The sequence below is a fragment of the Streptomyces dengpaensis genome (assembly GCF_002946835.1).
Lineage (GTDB): Bacteria > Actinomycetota > Actinomycetes > Streptomycetales > Streptomycetaceae > Streptomyces > Streptomyces dengpaensis.
In genome coordinates, this window is the sequence record NZ_CP026652.1 from 4,996,730 (window position 1) to 5,012,698 (window position 15,969).

Sequence of the window (15,969 nt, forward strand, 5' to 3'; positions counted from 1 at the left end):
GTGGACTACTGACGAGTTGTGGAAAACTCCATCACCCGAACGGGACGCTCCGCTCGCCCGCCACCGCGACGGACGTCGGCACAGCAACCGCCACAACAGCCGGCACAGCAACGGCCGCACCAACCGGCACAGCAGCCATCGCACCAACCGGCACAGCAGCCGTCGAGGCAACCTGCACAGCAGCCGTCACATCAACCCGCCACAGCAACCATCACGGCAGCTCAAACCCCGGATCCATCCCACCCAGCGCCGTCGTGCACAGACAGTCCCGCGTCTCGTTCGCCGGCAGCCCCGCGACCGCGTCGAACAGCACGTCCCGCAGTCGGTCCACATTCGCCGCGAACACCTTCAGCACGTCGTCGTGCGAGACACCCTCGCCGGTCTCGGCGCCCGCGTCGAGGTCGGTGACGAGGGTCAACGACGTGTAGCAGAGCTCCAGTTCACGGGCGAGCGCCGCCTCGGGGTGGCCGGTCATGCCCACCACCGACCAGCCCTGCGCCTGGTGCCAGAGCGATTCGGCGCGCGTGGAGAACCGCGGCCCCTCGACGACGACGAGCGTGCCGCCGTCCACCGGCTCCCAGTCCCGCCCGCGTGCCGCTTCGAGGGCGACCTTGCGCCCGACGGGGCAGTACGGGTCGGCCAGCGACACATGCACCACGTTCGGCACCGTTCCGTCCGGCAGCGGCAGCCCGTCGAAGTACGTCTGGGTCCGCGCCTTCGTACGGTCCACCACCTGGTCCGGCACGAGCAGCGTCCCCGGCCCGTACTCCGGCCGCAGTCCGCCCACCGCGCAGGGTCCGAGGATCTGGCGTGCGCCGAGGGAGCGCAGCGCCCAAAGGTTGGCCCGGTAGTTGATGCGGTGCGGCGGCAGATGGTGGCCGCGGCCGTGCCGGGGGAGGAAGGCGACCCGCCGCCCGGCGATCTCGCCGAGGAAAAGGGAGTCGCTGGGCGGTCCGTAGGGGGTGTCCACCTGTATCTCGGTGACGTCGTCGAGGAAAGAGTAGAAGCCCGAGCCGCCGATGACACCGATCTCGGCCCTGGCCGTCGTCCGATCCCCGTCCGGGATCCGTGGGTTCTCCATGTTCGCCATGGACCGCACCCTAGCCGGGCCGCGAACGCCGAAGACCCTGACGTCGTACGACGTCAGGGTCCGGTAAGAAGAGTCCCTCGAAGGCGGCTTACGCGGCGGAACTGCCGGCCGAGCCGGTGCCCGACGACTTCGCGTCCGAAGACGACGAAGGCGACGAAGACGACGAGGACGTCGACGACGAAGAAGAGGCTGACGCCTTGGACGACGCCGACGAGCTGCTGGACGAGGAGCTGCGGCTGTCCGTGCGGTAGAAGCCGGAGCCCTTGAAGACAATGCCGACGGCCGAGAACACCTTCTTCAGGCGGCCACCGCAGTTGGGGCACTCGGTCAGGGCGTCGTCGGTGAACTTCTGCACCGCCTCGAGGCCCTCGCCGCACTCGGTGCACTGGTACTGGTAGGTCGGCACTTGTCTTCCTCCTGGCACTCTCACTCAATGAGTGCTAACGATCGCCCATACTAACCCGTGCCGCCAGCAAATGAAGTAACGCGCGTCACCTGCCCGCGGGCAGCGGGCAGGGCCTGCCCGGCGTGAGGGCCTTCTCTGCCCACGTGAGAAGCCGCGTCGGCGGCGGAGTCACAGTGACGTATTCCGTGAAAGGAACAGCGAAAGAAACAAACGTCACATCTTGCCGGAAGAGACAGGCTCGCGACGGGCCGCGCCCTGCTCGACCACTCTGGTCATGCCCTGCGGCACCAGCCGGGACCGCAGGGTCACCAGGGTCGCCAGAGCCAGCGCCGTACCGGCCATCGGCACCAGGAACCCGGCGCCGTCCCAGAGGCGGTCCTCCAGCTGTCCGGCGACCGTGACGGCCGCCGCCTGGCCGAGTGCGACCGCGCCGGTCAGCCAGGTGAAGGCCTCGGTGCGGGCGCCCGCCGGGACCAGGCCCTCGACCAGGGTGTAGCCGGTGATCAGGGCCGGAGCGATGCACATGCCGACCAGCAGGCCGATTCCGCCGAGGACGATCACGGAGTGGGCGGCCCACAGCCCGGAGGCCGTCAGCGCCAGGGCCACGTACCCGAGGACGAGCCGTCGCTGCGGGGCCACCTTCCAGGCGATGGCGCCGCAGACGATGCCGGAGAGCATGTTGCCCGCGGCGAAGATGCCGTACAGGACGCCGTTCAGTTCCGGTTCGCCGACCGACTCGCTGAACGCGGCGAGGGAGACCTGCATCCCGCCGAAAACGGAGCCGATGCCCAGGAAGGTCACGATCAGAACGCGCACCCCGGGGACCCGCAGAGCGGAACCGTGCCGCACGCGCGCGTGCCCGTCGGCAGCGATGGAGGGCTGTGTGCTCTTCTGCGCGGCGAACAGCAGGCCGCCGACCAGCGTCAGCGCGGCCTCGGTCAGCAGGCCCGCGGCCGGGTCCACAGTTGTGCACAGGGCCGTGGCGAGCAGCGGGCCGACCACGAAGGTCAGTTCGTCCGTGACGGACTCGAAGGCGGCCGCGGTGGTCATCAGGGGCGAGCCCTGCAGCTTCACGCCCCAGCGGGCACGCACCATGGGGCCGATCTGCGGCACCGAGGCGCCGGTCGGCACGGCGGCGGCGAACAGCGCCCACAAGGGGGCGTCCGCCAGCGCGAGCGCCGTCAAGGAGAGGGCCGCCAGCGCGTGCGCCAGGACGCCGGGCAGCAGCACGGCCCGCTGTCCGTAGCGGTCGGCGAGACGTCCCGTGAAGGGCGCGAACAGCGCCATGGAGACACCGGTGACGGCGGCGACGGCGCCGGCGGCCCCGTACGAGCCGGTGGTGTGCCGCACGAGCAGCACGATGGAGAGGGTCAGCATCGCGAACGGCTGGCGTGCGGCGAAGCCGGGAAGAAGGAACGTCCAGGCGCCGCGGGTGCGCAGCAGCTGTCCGTAGCCAGGGCGGGAGGTGACCGTGGATGCCACGGCCCGTGCCTTTCTGCCGCCTGGTAGCGCGGCCCCTTGGGCGGGGGCGCCGAGAGCTGTCCTCTTGCGCGGAACTGCGGTAGATACCGGGCTGCCCACTGCGAGGGCACCGCGGCCGCCATACGGTCGCGCCAGCTCTGCGTCAGACAGAGTTGGTTCGATCAAGGTGCGCCTTCATCGTACAGGGACACGGGCGCAGGAGCCTGTGAAAACGAGCACCATGGCGGCGCTCGCCTGCGAATGCCCATCGCCCCTTAATGTCGCGTTTACTGTCCCGTTCCGTTGCCCACCGTGCCCAGCCAGCTGGCCAGCTTGCCGCCCTGTCCCACCGCGCGGAGCCGCTTCTCGGCCGCGTCACGGACCGGGTCGGTGGCCACCACGAGCAGTTCGTCGCCGCGCCGCAGCACGGTGGTGGGCAGCGGCACGAAGGACCTGTCCTCGCGTACGACGAGCGTGACGGCGGCGCCCGCGGGCAGCCGCAGCTCGCCCACCTCGACGCCGTGCATACGCGACGCCTCGGGGATCGCGACGGACAGCAGATGGCCGCGCAGCCGCTCCAGGGGCGCCGATTCGATGCCCAGGTCGGCGGCCTCCGCGGCCTCGCCCAGGCGCAGCTTCCGGGCCAGCCAGGGCAGCGTGGGCCCCTGGATCAAGGTGTAGACGGCGACCAGGACGAAGACGATGTTGAAGATCCGGCGGCTCTCCTCGACGCCGCTCACCACCGGGATCGTCGCCAGGATGATGGGCACGGCGCCGCGCAGTCCCGCCCAGGACATCAGCGCCTGCTCCGGCCACGGGATGCGGAAGGGCAGCAGGCTCACGAAGACGCTCAGCGGCCGCGCCACCATGGTCAGCGCCAGGCCGATGACGAGGGCGGGCCAGATGTCGTCGCCCATCTCGTGCGGCGTGACCAGCAGGCCGAGCAGCACGAACATGCCGATCTGGGCGATCCAGCCGAGTCCTTCGGCGAAGCCGCGTGTGGCGGGCCAGTGCGGCAGCTTCGCGTTGCCGAGCAGCATCGAGGCGAGGTAGACGGCGAGGAAGCCGCTGCCGTGGGCGAGCGCCCCGGCGGCGTACGCGACGACCGCGATCGCCATCACGGCGATCGGATACAGACCGGAGGCGGGCAGCGCCACGTGCCGCAGCCCGAACGCGCCGAGCCAGCCCACCGCGAGGCCGATGGCCGCGCCGATGGCCAGCTCCAGGGCTATCTCGCCCAGCAGCGTGTACCAGTGCTCCACAGGGCCCGCCGCGGAGAAGGTGGCGACGAGGATGACCACCGGAGCGTCGTTGAAGCCCGATTCGGCCTCCAGGACGCCCGTCACGCGCGCGGGGAGGGGGATTTTCCGCAGGACCGAGAAGACCGCCGCCGCGTCCGTCGAGGACACCACCGCCCCGACGATGAGCGCCTGCCGCCACTCGAGTCCGACCAGGTAGTGGGCCGCCGCGGCCGTGACTCCGACGCTCACCGCGACACCGACCAGCGCCATGGAGCAGGCGGCGGGAAGGGCCGGCCTGATCTCCTTCCACTTCGTGCCCAGACCGCCCTCGGCCAGGATCACGACCAGGGCCGCGTACCCGATGACCTGTGTCAGCTCGGCGTTGTTGAATTGGATGCCGCCGATCCCGTCCTGGCCCATGGCGACGCCGATGCCCAGGTACACGAGCAGCGTGGGGAGCCCGCTGCGCGACGAGATCCGGACCGCTGCCACGGCCACGAGCAGGACGAGCGCGCACACGAGCAGAAGCTGGTTGAGGTGGTGGACAGTCAGCGGCTGTTCCCTTCTCGCCAATCCGAATGCGGGCAGTGGAGCCGAGCACGTCGATCCGAACACCCGAAACCGGTACATCACTCCAAGTACTTCGTTACCTTACCTAACTCTTGACGCTTTCTTGACGCTTCAGAGGGCAAGATCGACCATTCCTCCGTATGGGTTCCGGACTCCGCGTCAAGGCGCGGTTGTCCCTGCGCCTATGGTTGCTCCAGCACTCCAGGACCGCCTGCCGCTCGCGTTAGGACAGCAAGGACAGCGATGCCCCCCAACACCACCGCCTCTTCCGGTCAAAAGCCCGGCAAGTCCGGCAGGAAGAAGGGGCGCAAAGCCCGACTGTTCTTGATCGTCCTGGTTCTTGCCATCCTCGGGGGAGTCGGCACCGGCGCGTACTGGGGCATCAGCACCGTGCGCGCTTCCTTCCCGCAGACCAAGGGCTCGCTTCAGCTCGAAGGCCTGTCGGGCCCCGTCGACGTCAAGCGCGACGGCTACGGCATCCCGCAGATCTACGCCTCGTCCGACGAGGACCTGTTCATGGCGCAGGGCTTCGTCCAGGCGCAGGACCGGTTCTACGAGATGGACGTGCGCCGCCACATGACCTCGGGCCGGCTGTCCGAGATGTTCGGCAAGGGCCAGGTCGAGAACGACGAGTTCCTGCGCACCCTGGGCTGGGACCGGGTCGCGAAGCAGGAGTACGACACCAAGCTGTCGGCCTCCACCAAGAAATACCTCCAGGCGTACGCCAAGGGAGTAAACGCCTACCTGAAGGACAAGGACGGCGAAGACATCTCCCTGGAGTACGCGGCCCTCGGTCTCTCCAACGACTACAAGCCCGCGGAGTGGACCCCGGTCGACTCGGTGTCCTGGCTCAAGGCGATGGCGTGGGACCTGCGCGGCAACATGCAGGAGGAGATCGACCGCTCCCTGATGACGAGCCGTCTCGGCCCGAAGCAGATCGCCGACCTGTACCCGGAGTACCCGTACAGCCGGAACGGGACGATCGTCCAGGAGGGCGCGTACGACAGCATCTCGGAGTCGTACGCCCAGAGCAGCGCCGGCACGGCGTCCACGGAGGGCACGGAGGGCACGGCGGGCACGGGGCTCGCGGGCGACACCACGGCGTCCTCCGGCCTGCAGAGCCAGCTGTCGGGGCTCTACGACGTCCTCGACGACCTGCCCACCGCCGTCGGCGTGAGCGGCGACGGCATCGGCTCCAACTCCTGGGTGGTCGACGGCGACCACACCATCACCGGCAAGCCGCTGCTGGCCAACGACCCGCACCTGTCGCCCTCGCTGCCGTCGGTCTGGTACCAGATGGGCCTGCACTGCCGCACGGTCTCCGCCAAGTGCCAGTACGACGTCTCCGGGTACACCTTCGCGGGCATGCCCGGAGTGGTCATCGGCCACAACCAGGACATCGCCTGGGGCCTGACCAACTCGGGCGTCGACGTCACCGACCTCTACCTGGAGAAGCTCACCGGCGAGGGCTACCAGTACGACGGCAAGGTCGTGCCCTTCACGTCCCGCAAGGAGACGATCAAGGTCGCGGGCGGTCCGTCCAAGACGATCGTCGTCCGGGAGACCAACAACGGGCCCCTGCTGTCCGACCGCGACGACGAACTCGTCAAGGTCGGCAAGAAGGCCACCGTCGACACCGCGGCGCCCGACCGCGGCGACGGCTACGGCATCTCGCTGCGCTGGACCGCGCTGGACCCGGGCAGCTCCATGGACGCCGTCTTCGAAATCGACAAGGCGTCGGACTGGGCCGGGTTCCGCAAGGCCTCCGCGTCCTTCGACGTGCCCTCGCAGAACCTGGTCTACGCCGACACCGAGGGCCACATCGGCTACCAGCTGCCCGGCAGGATCCCCACGCGGGGCGAGGGCGACGGCTCGCTCCCGTCACCGGGCTGGGACTCCAAGTACAAGTGGACCGGCTACATCAAGCAGGCCGAGCTGCCCTACGAGTACGACCCCGGGCGCGGCTACATCGTTACGGCCAACCAGGCCGCCGTCGACAAGAACAAGTACCCCTACACGCTCACCACGGACTGGGGCTACGGCACGCGCAGCCAGCGGATCGCCGATCTGATCAAGACGAAGATCGACGGCGGCGGCAAGATCTCGACCGACGACATGCGCCAGATGCAGCTCGACAACAGCAGCGAGATCGCCAAGCTGATCGTGCCCAAGCTGCTCAAGATCGACTTCGCGGACCAGGACGTCCGCGATGCGCAGAAGCTCCTCGAGGGCTGGGACTACACCCAGGACGCCGACTCGGCGGCGGCCGCGTACTTCAACGCGACCTGGCGCAACATCCTCAAGCTCGCCTTCGGCAACAAGCTGCCCAAGGAGCTGCGGGTCACGGGCCAGTGCCTGTGGGTCGACCGGGTCGACACCACCGGCCCCGCGGACGAGGACCAGAGGGTGCGCGAGTGCGGCCAGCGAGACGCGGACCAGGCGCAGCCGGACGGCGGCGACCGCTGGTTCGAGGTCATCCGCAAGATCATCGACGACCAGGGCAACGACTGGTGGTCGGCGCCCAGGACGCGCCTCGACAAGGCGACCGACACCCGTGACGAGCTGTTCGCGCGGGCCATGAAGGACGCGCGCTGGGAGCTGACCGCCAAGCTCGGCAAGGACATCGACACCTGGAGCTGGGGCCGGCTGCACCGCTTGTTCCTGAAGAACCAGACCCTGGGCACCGAAGGCCCCGGTGCCCTGCAGTACATGCTCAACCGCGGCCCCTGGAAGCTCAGCGGCGGCGAGGCGACCGTCAACGCGACCGGCTGGAACGCGGCGGGCGGCTACGGAGTGGTCTGGGTGCCGTCCATGCGGATGGTCGTCAACCTCGGGGACCTCGACAAATCCCGGTGGATCAACCTCTCCGGCGCCTCCGGGCACGCCTACAACGCCCACTACATCGACCAGACGGACAAGTGGGTCAAGGGCGAACTGCTGCCATGGGCCTTCTCGGAGAAGGCGGTCGACGAGAAGACGCGCGACACACTGCTCCTGAAGCCGTGACGCTCCGGCGGTCCTCCGGGACGACCGTGAGGCCCTGAAGGCGAGGCCTCGTGAAAGTGGCCCTCCACGCGCGCGTGGAGGGCCACTTCCTGTGTGTGGGGCAGGCGCCGGCGTCTGCGGGGCGGGCGTCAGCGGAAGCGGCGCACGCCGGAGGGGGTCACCACCGCGTGGACGGGCCGGTCGTGCGCCTCCTCGGGCACCCGCTCCACGACCTCCGTGTCGTACAGGAGCACCACCAGCGCCGGATCGGCCCCCGCGCGCTCCAGACGGGCCAGTACGCGGTCGTACGAGCCCCCGCCGCGTCCCAGGCGCATGCCGCGGGCGTCGACGGCCAGACCGGGCAGCAGGACGGCGTCGGCGTCCAGGATGGCCTCCGGCCCCAGCCGCTCGCCCGCGGGCTCCAAGAGGGCCATCTTTCCGCCGTGTTGGACGCGCACGAGGGAGCCCGGTCCCGCGTACGCACCCCAGTCCAGATCGTTGTCCGCCATCAGGACCGGCAGCAGCACGCGTACCCCGCGCGCGAGGAGTGCGTCCAGCAGCGCGAGGGTGCCGGGCTCACTCCCCACGGAGACGTACGCCGCCACCGTGCGCGCGTGCGCCAGCTCGGGCAGCCCGAGGGCACGTGCCGCGAGAGCCGCGGCCGTTTCCCGCACGTCATCGGCCGTCAACCCGTTCCTCACCGAGAGGAATCCTCGCCGCAACATTCGCTTGCCAGGCTCGGATTCACGTCCGACGTGACTCATCAGTTGCTCCTGTATCCTTCTCAATGCGCTCATATGAGAACGTATTAACCGGAGCCACAGATTCCGCACATAGCCACCGGATATGGTTGCGGACATGACTGAGTCACACCCCAGGATCAGTAAGGCTGTCATTCCCGCAGCGGGCCTCGGCACCCGGTTCCTGCCGGCCACCAAAGCCACTCCCAAGGAGATGCTGCCGGTCGTCGACAAGCCGGCGATCCAGTACGTGGTCGAAGAGGCCGTGTCGGCGGGTCTTGACGACGTCCTCATGATCACGGGACGCAACAAGCGCCCCCTCGAGGACCACTTCGACCGCAACTACGAGCTCGAATCGGCCCTCCAGAAGAAGGGCGATGCCGGCCGCCTCGCCAAGGTCCAGGAATCCAGCGACCTAGCGACCATGCACTATGTGCGCCAGGGCGACCCCAAGGGCCTCGGGCACGCCGTCCTGTGCGCGGCCCCGCACGTCGGTCACGAGCCCTTCGCCGTCCTCCTCGGCGACGACCTGATCGACCCGCGCGACCCCCTGCTCGCCCGCATGGTCGAGGTCCAGGAGCAGTGCGGCGGCAGTGTCATCGCTCTCATGGAGGTCGCGCCCGAGCAGATCCACCTCTACGGGTGTGCCGCCGTCGAGCCCACCGACGAGGGCGACCTGGTGAAGGTGACCGGCCTGGTCGAGAAGCCGGACGCGGCGGACGCGCCCAGCAACTACGCGATCATCGGGCGCTACGTTCTCGACCCGCACATCTTCGACATACTGCGCAGGACCGAACCGGGCCGCGGCGGCGAGATCCAGCTCACCGACGCCCTCCAGCAGCTCGCCACGGACGAGAAGGTCGGCGGCCCCGTGCACGGCGTCGTCTTCAAGGGGCGCCGCTATGACACCGGCGACCGTGGCGACTACCTGCGTGCCATTGTCAGACTCGCATGCGAACGTGAAGACCTGGGCCCGGACTTCCGGACCTGGCTTCGCAGTTACGTAGCCGAGGAGATGTAGGGACTTTGAGTAACGCCGCGACCCACGCCGCCGACCAGGATCACCTCTGGTCGGTGGAGGAGCACCTGGAGGACATCCTCGCCACCGTCCGGCCCCTGGAACCCATCGAGCTGCAACTCCTCGACGCCCAGGGCTGCGTCCTGGTCGAGGATGTCACGGTGCCGGTCTCCCTGCCGCCGTTCGACAACAGCTCGATGGACGGGTACGCGGTCCGCGTCGCCGATGTCGCGGGCGCGAGCGAGGAGTTCCCGGCTGCCCTCACGGTCGTCGGCGACGTCGCGGCCGGCCAGGCCGAGCAGCCCTTCGTGGGCCCCGGCCAGGCCGCCCGCATCATGACCGGCGCCCCGCTGCCCCCCGGCGCCGAGGCCGTCGTACCCGTGGAGTGGACCGACGGCGGCCTGGGCGAGGGCCCGGTCTCCGGGATGCGCGCCCGCAGCGCGGCCCCCGAGGGCGCCACCGGCCACGTGAACGTGCATCGCCCGGTGCAGGCACGCGCGCACGTGCGCGCGAAGGGCAGCGATGTGAAGGCCGGCGACCATGCCCTCGAAGCCGGCACGATCCTCGGCCCGCCGCAGATCGGCCTGCTCGCCGCGATCGGCCGCGGCACCGTACGCGTGCGCCCGCGCCCGCGCGTGGTCGTCCTGTCCACCGGCAGCGAACTGGTCCAGCCCGACGAGGAGTTGGGAAGCGGCCAGATCTACGACTCCAACAGCTTCGCCCTCTGCGCCGCAGCCCGCGCCGCCGGAGCCATCGCCTACCGCGTGGGTGCGGTCGCCGACGAGGCCGAGACGCTCCGCTCCACCATCGAGGACCAGCTCGTCCGCGCGGACATGCTGGTCACGACGGGTGGCGTGAGCGTCGGCGCGTACGACGTCGTCAAGGAGGCGCTGTCCTCCGTGGGCGACGAGGACGAGGCGGGCAGCGGCATCGAGTTCCGCAAGCTCGCCATGCAGCCCGGCAAGCCCCAGGGCTTCGGCTCCATCGGCCCCGACCACACCCCGCTGCTCGCGCTCCCGGGTAACCCCGTGTCCTCGTACGTCTCCTTCGAGCTGTTCGTACGCCCCGCGATCCGCACCCTGATGGGCCTGGAGGACGTCCACCGGCCCACGACCAGGGCGACGCTGAAGAGCGACAAGGCGCTGTCCTCGCCCGCGGGCCGCCGGCAGTTCCTGCGGGGGACGTACGCTAACGGCGAGGTGACGCCCGTCGGCGGCGCCGGATCCCACCTGGTCGCGGCCCTCGCGCACGCCGACGCTCTGATCGTCGTCCCCGAGGACGACACCTCGGCCGAGCCCGGCGCGGAGGTCGAGGTGGTCCTGCTCGGCTGAGCGCCCCGGGAGGGGCCCGCACCGCCGGAAGCTCCGACATCGAGAGGGGAGCGCAGCCGTACGCGGGGGCGATGGCGGGAGACGGGCGGGCGGTAACGTGTCGCGCACAACAGGCCCACGCACCGCACCGTGCGGGGCCGTGACCGGGAGCGCCCACGTACATGACTGTTCCATCCCGGGGTGAGACCCCCGGACCCCTGCAGGACCGACTGACGCACATCGACGACGCGGGTGCCGCTCGCATGGTCGACGTATCCGGGAAGGACGTGACCGCGCGCACCGCCAGTGCCAGCGGCCGCGTTCTGGTCTCCCCTCGTGTGATCGAGCTGCTGCGCGGCGAGGGGGTCCCGAAGGGCGACGCCCTCGCCACCGCGCGCATCGCGGGCATCATGGGCGCCAAGCGCACGCCGGACCTGATCCCGCTGTGCCACCCGTTGTCAGTGTCTGGTGTCACGATTGATCTGTCAGTCGCGGACGACGCCGTCGAGATCCTCGCCACCGTGAAGACGACGGACCGTACGGGCGTCGAGATGGAGGCCCTCACCGCGGTCAGCGTGGCGGCCCTCACCGTGATCGACATGGTCAAGGCAGTCGACAAGGGGGCGGTCATCACGGACGTACGGGTGGAAGAGAAGACAGGCGGGAAGTCGGGTCACTGGAGCCGGGCATGACCCTCGACCCGTCCCTCGTCGGCGCCCTGGTGGCGCCGTACAGCGCCCTGGTGGTGACCGCCTCCAACCGGGCCGCCGCCGGTGTCTACGAGGACAAGGGCGGGCCCTTGATCGCCGAGGGGCTCGCGAAGTTCGGCTTCTCGGTGGACGGCCCGCAGGTCGTCCCCGACGGCGACCCGGTGGAGACGGCGCTGCGCGCGGGCGTCGACGCCGGGTACGACGTCATCCTGACCACCGGCGGCACCGGGATCTCGCCCACCGACCGGACGCCCGAGGCGACACGGCGCGTGCTTGACTACGAGGTGCCGGGCATTCCCGAGGCCATCAGGGCGTTGGGAAGAGAGAAGGTGTCGACGGCGGCGCTGTCCCGGGGACTCGCCGGAGTCGCGGGACGCACGCTGATCGTCAACCTGCCGGGCTCCACCGGCGGGGTGCGCGACGGCCTCGCCGTCCTGGAGCCGCTCCTGATCCACGCCGTCGACCAGATCCGCGGCGGCGACCACCCCAGACCCACCGGCAGTGGGGGTGCGAGCTGAACAGCCCATCCTGGCCCGTCGAGCTGGTGGACGGCGACATCGTCCTCCGGCCGATAAAGCTGCGCGATCAGCGGGCCTGGCGCGAGGTCAACCGGCGCAACCGGGACTGGCTGCGGCCCTGGGAGGCGACCATTCCGCCGCCCACGCCCAGCGGCCCGATAGCCCACCGGCCGACCTACCGCCAGATGGTCCGGCATCTGCGCGCCGAGGCCAACGCGGGGCGGATGCTGCCCTTCGTGATCGAGTACCAGGGGCGGCTCGTCGGGCAGCTGACAGTCGCCGGGATCACCTGGGGCTCGATGTGCTCGGGGCACATCGGCTACTGGGTGGACCAGGCGGTGGCCGGCCGCGGGGTGATGCCCACGGCGGTGGCGCTGGTGACCGACCACTGCTTCCGTACCGTGGGACTGCACCGCATCGAAGTCTGTATTCGGCCCGAGAACGGGCCCAGCCGCCGGGTCGTGGAGAAACTCGGATTCCGCGAGGAAGGGCTTCGTCCACGTTATCTTCACATCGACGGTGCCTGGCGCGACCATCTCGTGTTCGCGCTCACCGCCGAAGAGGTGCCCGAAGGGCTGCTCGGACGCTGGCGCCGGGCGCGCTCGGCGCAGACCCGCTCGGAGCAGGTGGGATCGGAGCAGACGGGCGCGCAGAATCCGAGCCGGAACCCGAGCCAGCCGGGCAACGCCGGTAAATGAAATAGGTGTTCGAAATTGACCGGTCGGCGATCGTCTTGAGTCGGTCTCCGGTCATTGAATTCGCGGTCCCGATGGCCCGCTGATCGCATCGGTCACAAAAAAAGCTCGAAATATCAGCCAGATCGTGCGACACACCGGCTCAATTGGCAGATGGCCTCATGCAAACCCCTCTACCGTGTGAGACGTGAGCAGCAGCGGCCTCATCTACGCAGTCATCGTCGGGGCCTGGGCCGCCTACTTGGTGCCGATGTGGCTCCGTAGGCAGGACGAGCTGAACGAAGCCCGTCCGACGGAACGCTTCAGCACCGCCATCCGGCTCCTGTCCGGAAGGGCGGGTATGGAGCGCCGGTACGCCAAGGACCTGCGGGCGCGCTCCGCCGAGGAGGGGGAGCCCAGCGCCGACCCGGACGGCGTCACCGACTCGGTGGACGTCCGGGCCTTCGTCATGCCTCCGACCCGGCCCCAGGCGCAGGTCCAGCACCGGCCGCAGGTGCAGGAGCAGGTTCAGCCGTCGTCCCCGGCACAGCCGGAGCCGGAGCCGGCGCCTCAGGCGGCCACCAGACAAGGGGGCACGCACGAGATGCCGGGTGCCGGCAGGCCCGTACCGAAGCAGTCGGCCCATCCCGTACCTAAGTCGTCAGACATCTCCGCGTCTCAGCCCGCCTCGGCGCCCGCACCCGCGTCCCGGCGTGTTCCGGGCGCGCGTCGTGGGCCTTCGGCGGAGGCCGCAGCGCGTGCCCGGCGCTCGAAGGTGCTCGCGCGCCGACGGCGTACGACGGTGATGCTCTTCCTCGCCTTCACGCTCGGCGCGATCGTGGCGGCCGTGGGCGGGCTCGCGTTCCTCTGGGCGCCCGGCGTGCCCGCCGTGATGCTGAGCGCGTACATCGTGTACCTGCGCGCCCAGGAGCGACGGCGCTTCACCTACACCATGGACCGGCGCAGGGCCGAGGCCGCGGCGCAGCGGCTGCGGGAGCGGCAGCCGCGCAGACGGCCGACCGCCGACCCCGGAGTCGACGAGACGGGCGAGGGCCCAGAGTCGGAGACCGACCCCGGCCTCCTGGCGCTCGCGGCCGACCGCCGTGCGCTCGTCGAGCAGACCGATCACGCGGAGTGGGTCGACCAGCAGCGCGAACGCCAGCACGGTCCCGCCCAGGGCGACAGCTGGGACCCGGTGCCGGTTCCGCTGCCCACGTACGTGACCGCGCCGGTCGCGCCCCGGGCCACGCCCAGCGTCGACCTGGGGACGCACGACGCGTGGAGCTCGGCACGCTCCAGCGCCGTGGAGCCGTCCGCGCCGGAGGCGGAGCCGGCCGCCGAGGAGCGGCTCGACAACGCGGAAGCCGCCGACGACGGTCGCAGCGACGCACGGCGCGCCGCGTCCGCCCGGCGCGCACGCGAGCGCGGTCGAACGCCGCTCTTCGACCAGTACGAGGACGGGGACCGGCCGCGTGCGGCCAACGAGTGACAGGGGTGACGGCGGGGGCTCGGGAGCCCCCGCCTGACCAGCCAGGAACGGATTTCCAAGCACCTCGATGGGGATGCTAGAGTTTCACTCGTTGCAAGGGCCTGTGGCGCAGTCCGGTAGCGCACCTCGTTCGCATCGAGGGGGCCAGGGGTTCAAATCCCCTCAGGTCCACGCAGCGACTGTTCTTGAGAAAGCTCGGGGATGGTTGACGAGATCCCGTCCGATCTGATTGATCGGGCGGGATCTTTTGTGTTCGCGCAACTCGGGGCCGCCGTGCGCACGTTGCCCGCCGGCGGCTCGTACCGCTGTCAGGCGGTGCCGGCGGGCGGGAGTCGGCGCCATGCGGCGGCCTCAGTTGTGGCTAGAGCGCCTTGGCGTAACAGAGGCTCAGTTCGTGGAAGCGGTAGTAGCCGAACTTGGGGCAGGGCTCGTAGCCGCTCGACGTGTAGAGGGCGACCGCCTCGGGCTGCTTGGAGCCGGTTTCCAGGACCATGCGCGTGCGGCCGGCCTCGCGGGCGTCGGACTCCAGGGCAGCCAGGACGCGGCGGGCGAGGCCGAGGCCGCGGGCCTCGGGGATCACGTACATGCGCTTGAGCTCGGCGTCGCCGTCCGCGTACCCCTCGCCGTTCTCGTCCTGGGTGCGCCAGCCGCCCGTGGCCACCGGGCGGTCCCGCTCGTCGTACGCGATGAGGTAGAGGCCGAACGGTGGGGCGAACATCGAGGCGTCGAGGGGGGTGACGTCGCCCTCGTCCTCGTAGCGCTCGGCGTATTCGGCCTGCACCTGGTCATTGAGCTTGATGGCGTCGGGGTGGTCGAAGGGGACCCGGCGTATGTTCATGCGCTTGATCGTATATCTGTGCGTTCATCGGGTTCGGATCGAGGGTGGACGGTCGACGATACCGACCGGGTTCGGATCGGCGGTAGCGATTAAGTATCGTGCCCGGGTGCTGACTGTTACCTCTGTGAACGTGAACGGGCTCCGTGCCGCCGCGAAGAAGGGCTTCGTGGAGTGGCTCGCGGGGACCTCCGCGGACGTGCTGTGCCTCCAGGAGGTGCGCGCCGAGCCGCAGCAGCTTCCGGACGAGGTGCGCCGGCCCGACGGGTGGCATGTGGTGCACGCACCCGCCGCCGCCAAGGGACGGGCCGGCGTCTCCCTCTACACCCGTCGCGAGCCCGACCGCGTCCGGGTCGGCTTCGGGTCCGCCGAGTTCGACTCCAGCGGGCGCTACGTCGAGGCCGACCTGCCCGGTGTCACGGTCGCCTCCCTCTACCTCCCCTCCGGGGAAGTCGGCACCGAGCGGCAGGACGAGAAGGTCCGGTTCATGGGCGAGTTCCTCGCCCACCTGAAGGAGCTGCGCGAGCGTGCCGCCGCCGACGGGCGGGAGGTCGTCGTCTGCGGCGACTGGAACATCGCCCACCAGGAGGCCGACCTCAAGAACTGGCGCGCCAACAAGAAGAACTCCGGCTTTCTGCCGGAGGAGCGGGCGTGGATGGGGCAGGTCCTCGACGAGGGCGACGGCGGGTACGTCGATGTCGTGCGCGCGCTGCAACCGGATGCCGAGGGGCCGTACTCGTGGTGGTCGTACCGCGGCCGGGCATTTGACAACGACAGTGGATGGCGCATCGACTACCACGTCGCGACGCCGGGGCTCGCGGGCAAGGCCGTCAAGGGGTTCGTGGAGCGCGCGGCCACGCATGGGGAGCGCTGGTCCGACCACGCGCCCGTGACCGTCGTGTACGACCTGTGATTCGTCTAC

General features: G+C 70.0%; 14 protein-coding genes and 1 tRNA gene. 9 read left to right on the forward strand and 6 right to left on the reverse strand.

Annotated elements, in window-relative coordinates; genetic code table 11:
* Positions 1–211: 211 nt before the first annotated feature.
* The 4 genes from C4B68_RS23190 to C4B68_RS23210 all read right to left on the reverse strand — a co-directional run bounded on the left by C4B68_RS23190 (position 212) and on the right by C4B68_RS23210 (position 4,828).
* Complete coding sequence (locus C4B68_RS23190; protein WP_240634444.1) at positions 212–1,090, reverse strand: S-methyl-5'-thioadenosine phosphorylase; 879 nt, start codon at positions 1,088–1,090, stop codon at positions 212–214.
* An 88-nt stretch (positions 1,091–1,178) separates the two neighbouring features.
* Entirely contained in the window at positions 1,179–1,496 is a 318-nt protein-coding gene (locus C4B68_RS23195; RefSeq protein ID WP_099501910.1) for an FmdB family zinc ribbon protein, read from the reverse strand.
* Between the two features lie 213 nt (positions 1,497–1,709).
* Positions 1,710–2,978, reverse strand: a complete 1,269-nt coding sequence (locus tag C4B68_RS23200; protein ID WP_099501909.1) for an MFS transporter — start codon at positions 2,976–2,978, stop codon at positions 1,710–1,712.
* Positions 2,979–3,244: 266 nt separating this feature from the next.
* Positions 3,245–4,828 (reverse strand): potassium/proton antiporter, encoded by a 1,584-nt coding sequence (locus tag C4B68_RS23210; protein WP_099501908.1) that lies wholly within the window; start codon positions 4,826–4,828, stop codon positions 3,245–3,247.
* 183 nt (positions 4,829–5,011) lie between these two features.
* Between C4B68_RS23210 and C4B68_RS23215 the strand changes: the two genes are divergently transcribed.
* Positions 5,012–7,774 (forward strand): penicillin acylase family protein, encoded by a 2,763-nt coding sequence (locus tag C4B68_RS23215; RefSeq protein WP_099501907.1) that lies wholly within the window; start codon positions 5,012–5,014, stop codon positions 7,772–7,774.
* 128 nt (positions 7,775–7,902) lie between these two features.
* On the opposite strand, the gene C4B68_RS23220 is transcribed toward C4B68_RS23215, so the two are convergent.
* Complete coding sequence (locus C4B68_RS23220; protein WP_099501906.1) at positions 7,903–8,517, reverse strand: 5-formyltetrahydrofolate cyclo-ligase; 615 nt, start codon at positions 8,515–8,517, stop codon at positions 7,903–7,905.
* Positions 8,518–8,611: 94 nt separating this feature from the next.
* Between C4B68_RS23220 and galU the strand changes: the two genes are divergently transcribed.
* The 7 genes from galU (at position 8,612) to C4B68_RS23255 (ending at position 14,383) form a co-directional block, all read left to right on the forward strand.
* On the forward strand, positions 8,612–9,514 hold the full coding sequence (gene galU / locus C4B68_RS23225) for a UTP--glucose-1-phosphate uridylyltransferase GalU (RefSeq protein WP_099501952.1): 903 nt from the start codon (positions 8,612–8,614) through the stop codon (positions 9,512–9,514).
* A 5-nt stretch (positions 9,515–9,519) separates the two neighbouring features.
* On the forward strand, positions 9,520–10,842 hold the full coding sequence (gene glp, locus C4B68_RS23230; protein ID WP_099501905.1) for a molybdotransferase-like divisome protein Glp: 1,323 nt from the start codon (positions 9,520–9,522) through the stop codon (positions 10,840–10,842).
* A 161-nt stretch (positions 10,843–11,003) separates the two neighbouring features.
* The gene (gene moaC / locus C4B68_RS23235) at positions 11,004–11,513 is read left to right on the forward strand and encodes a cyclic pyranopterin monophosphate synthase MoaC (RefSeq protein ID WP_099501904.1); all 510 of its coding nucleotides are present in this window, start codon (positions 11,004–11,006) and stop codon (positions 11,511–11,513) included.
* Positions 11,510–12,049, forward strand: coding sequence for a MogA/MoaB family molybdenum cofactor biosynthesis protein (locus tag C4B68_RS23240; RefSeq protein WP_099501903.1), 540 nt, complete (start codon positions 11,510–11,512; stop codon positions 12,047–12,049). The genes moaC and C4B68_RS23240 overlap by 4 nt, the downstream gene beginning before the upstream one ends.
* Positions 12,050–12,072: 23 nt before the next feature.
* Positions 12,073–12,747, forward strand: coding sequence for a GNAT family N-acetyltransferase (locus tag C4B68_RS23245; protein WP_240634736.1), 675 nt, complete (start codon positions 12,073–12,075; stop codon positions 12,745–12,747).
* 184 nt (positions 12,748–12,931) lie between these two features.
* Positions 12,932–14,212 carry a divisome protein SepX/GlpR gene (gene sepX / locus C4B68_RS23250; RefSeq protein ID WP_099501901.1) on the forward strand — a complete coding sequence of 427 codons (1,281 nt, stop codon included), beginning with the start codon at positions 12,932–12,934 and terminating at the stop codon, positions 14,210–14,212.
* A 97-nt stretch (positions 14,213–14,309) separates the two neighbouring features.
* A tRNA-Ala gene (locus C4B68_RS23255) sits at positions 14,310–14,383 on the forward strand.
* A 190-nt stretch (positions 14,384–14,573) separates the two neighbouring features.
* On the opposite strand, the gene C4B68_RS23260 is transcribed toward C4B68_RS23255, so the two are convergent.
* Positions 14,574–15,050 (reverse strand): GNAT family N-acetyltransferase, encoded by a 477-nt coding sequence (locus tag C4B68_RS23260; protein ID WP_099501900.1) that lies wholly within the window; start codon positions 15,048–15,050, stop codon positions 14,574–14,576.
* Between the two features lie 106 nt (positions 15,051–15,156).
* On the opposite strand from C4B68_RS23260, the gene C4B68_RS23265 reads away from it, so the two are divergent.
* The gene (locus C4B68_RS23265; RefSeq protein ID WP_099501899.1) at positions 15,157–15,960 is read left to right on the forward strand and encodes an exodeoxyribonuclease III; all 804 of its coding nucleotides are present in this window, start codon (positions 15,157–15,159) and stop codon (positions 15,958–15,960) included.
* The last annotated feature ends 9 nt before the right edge of the window (positions 15,961–15,969 follow it).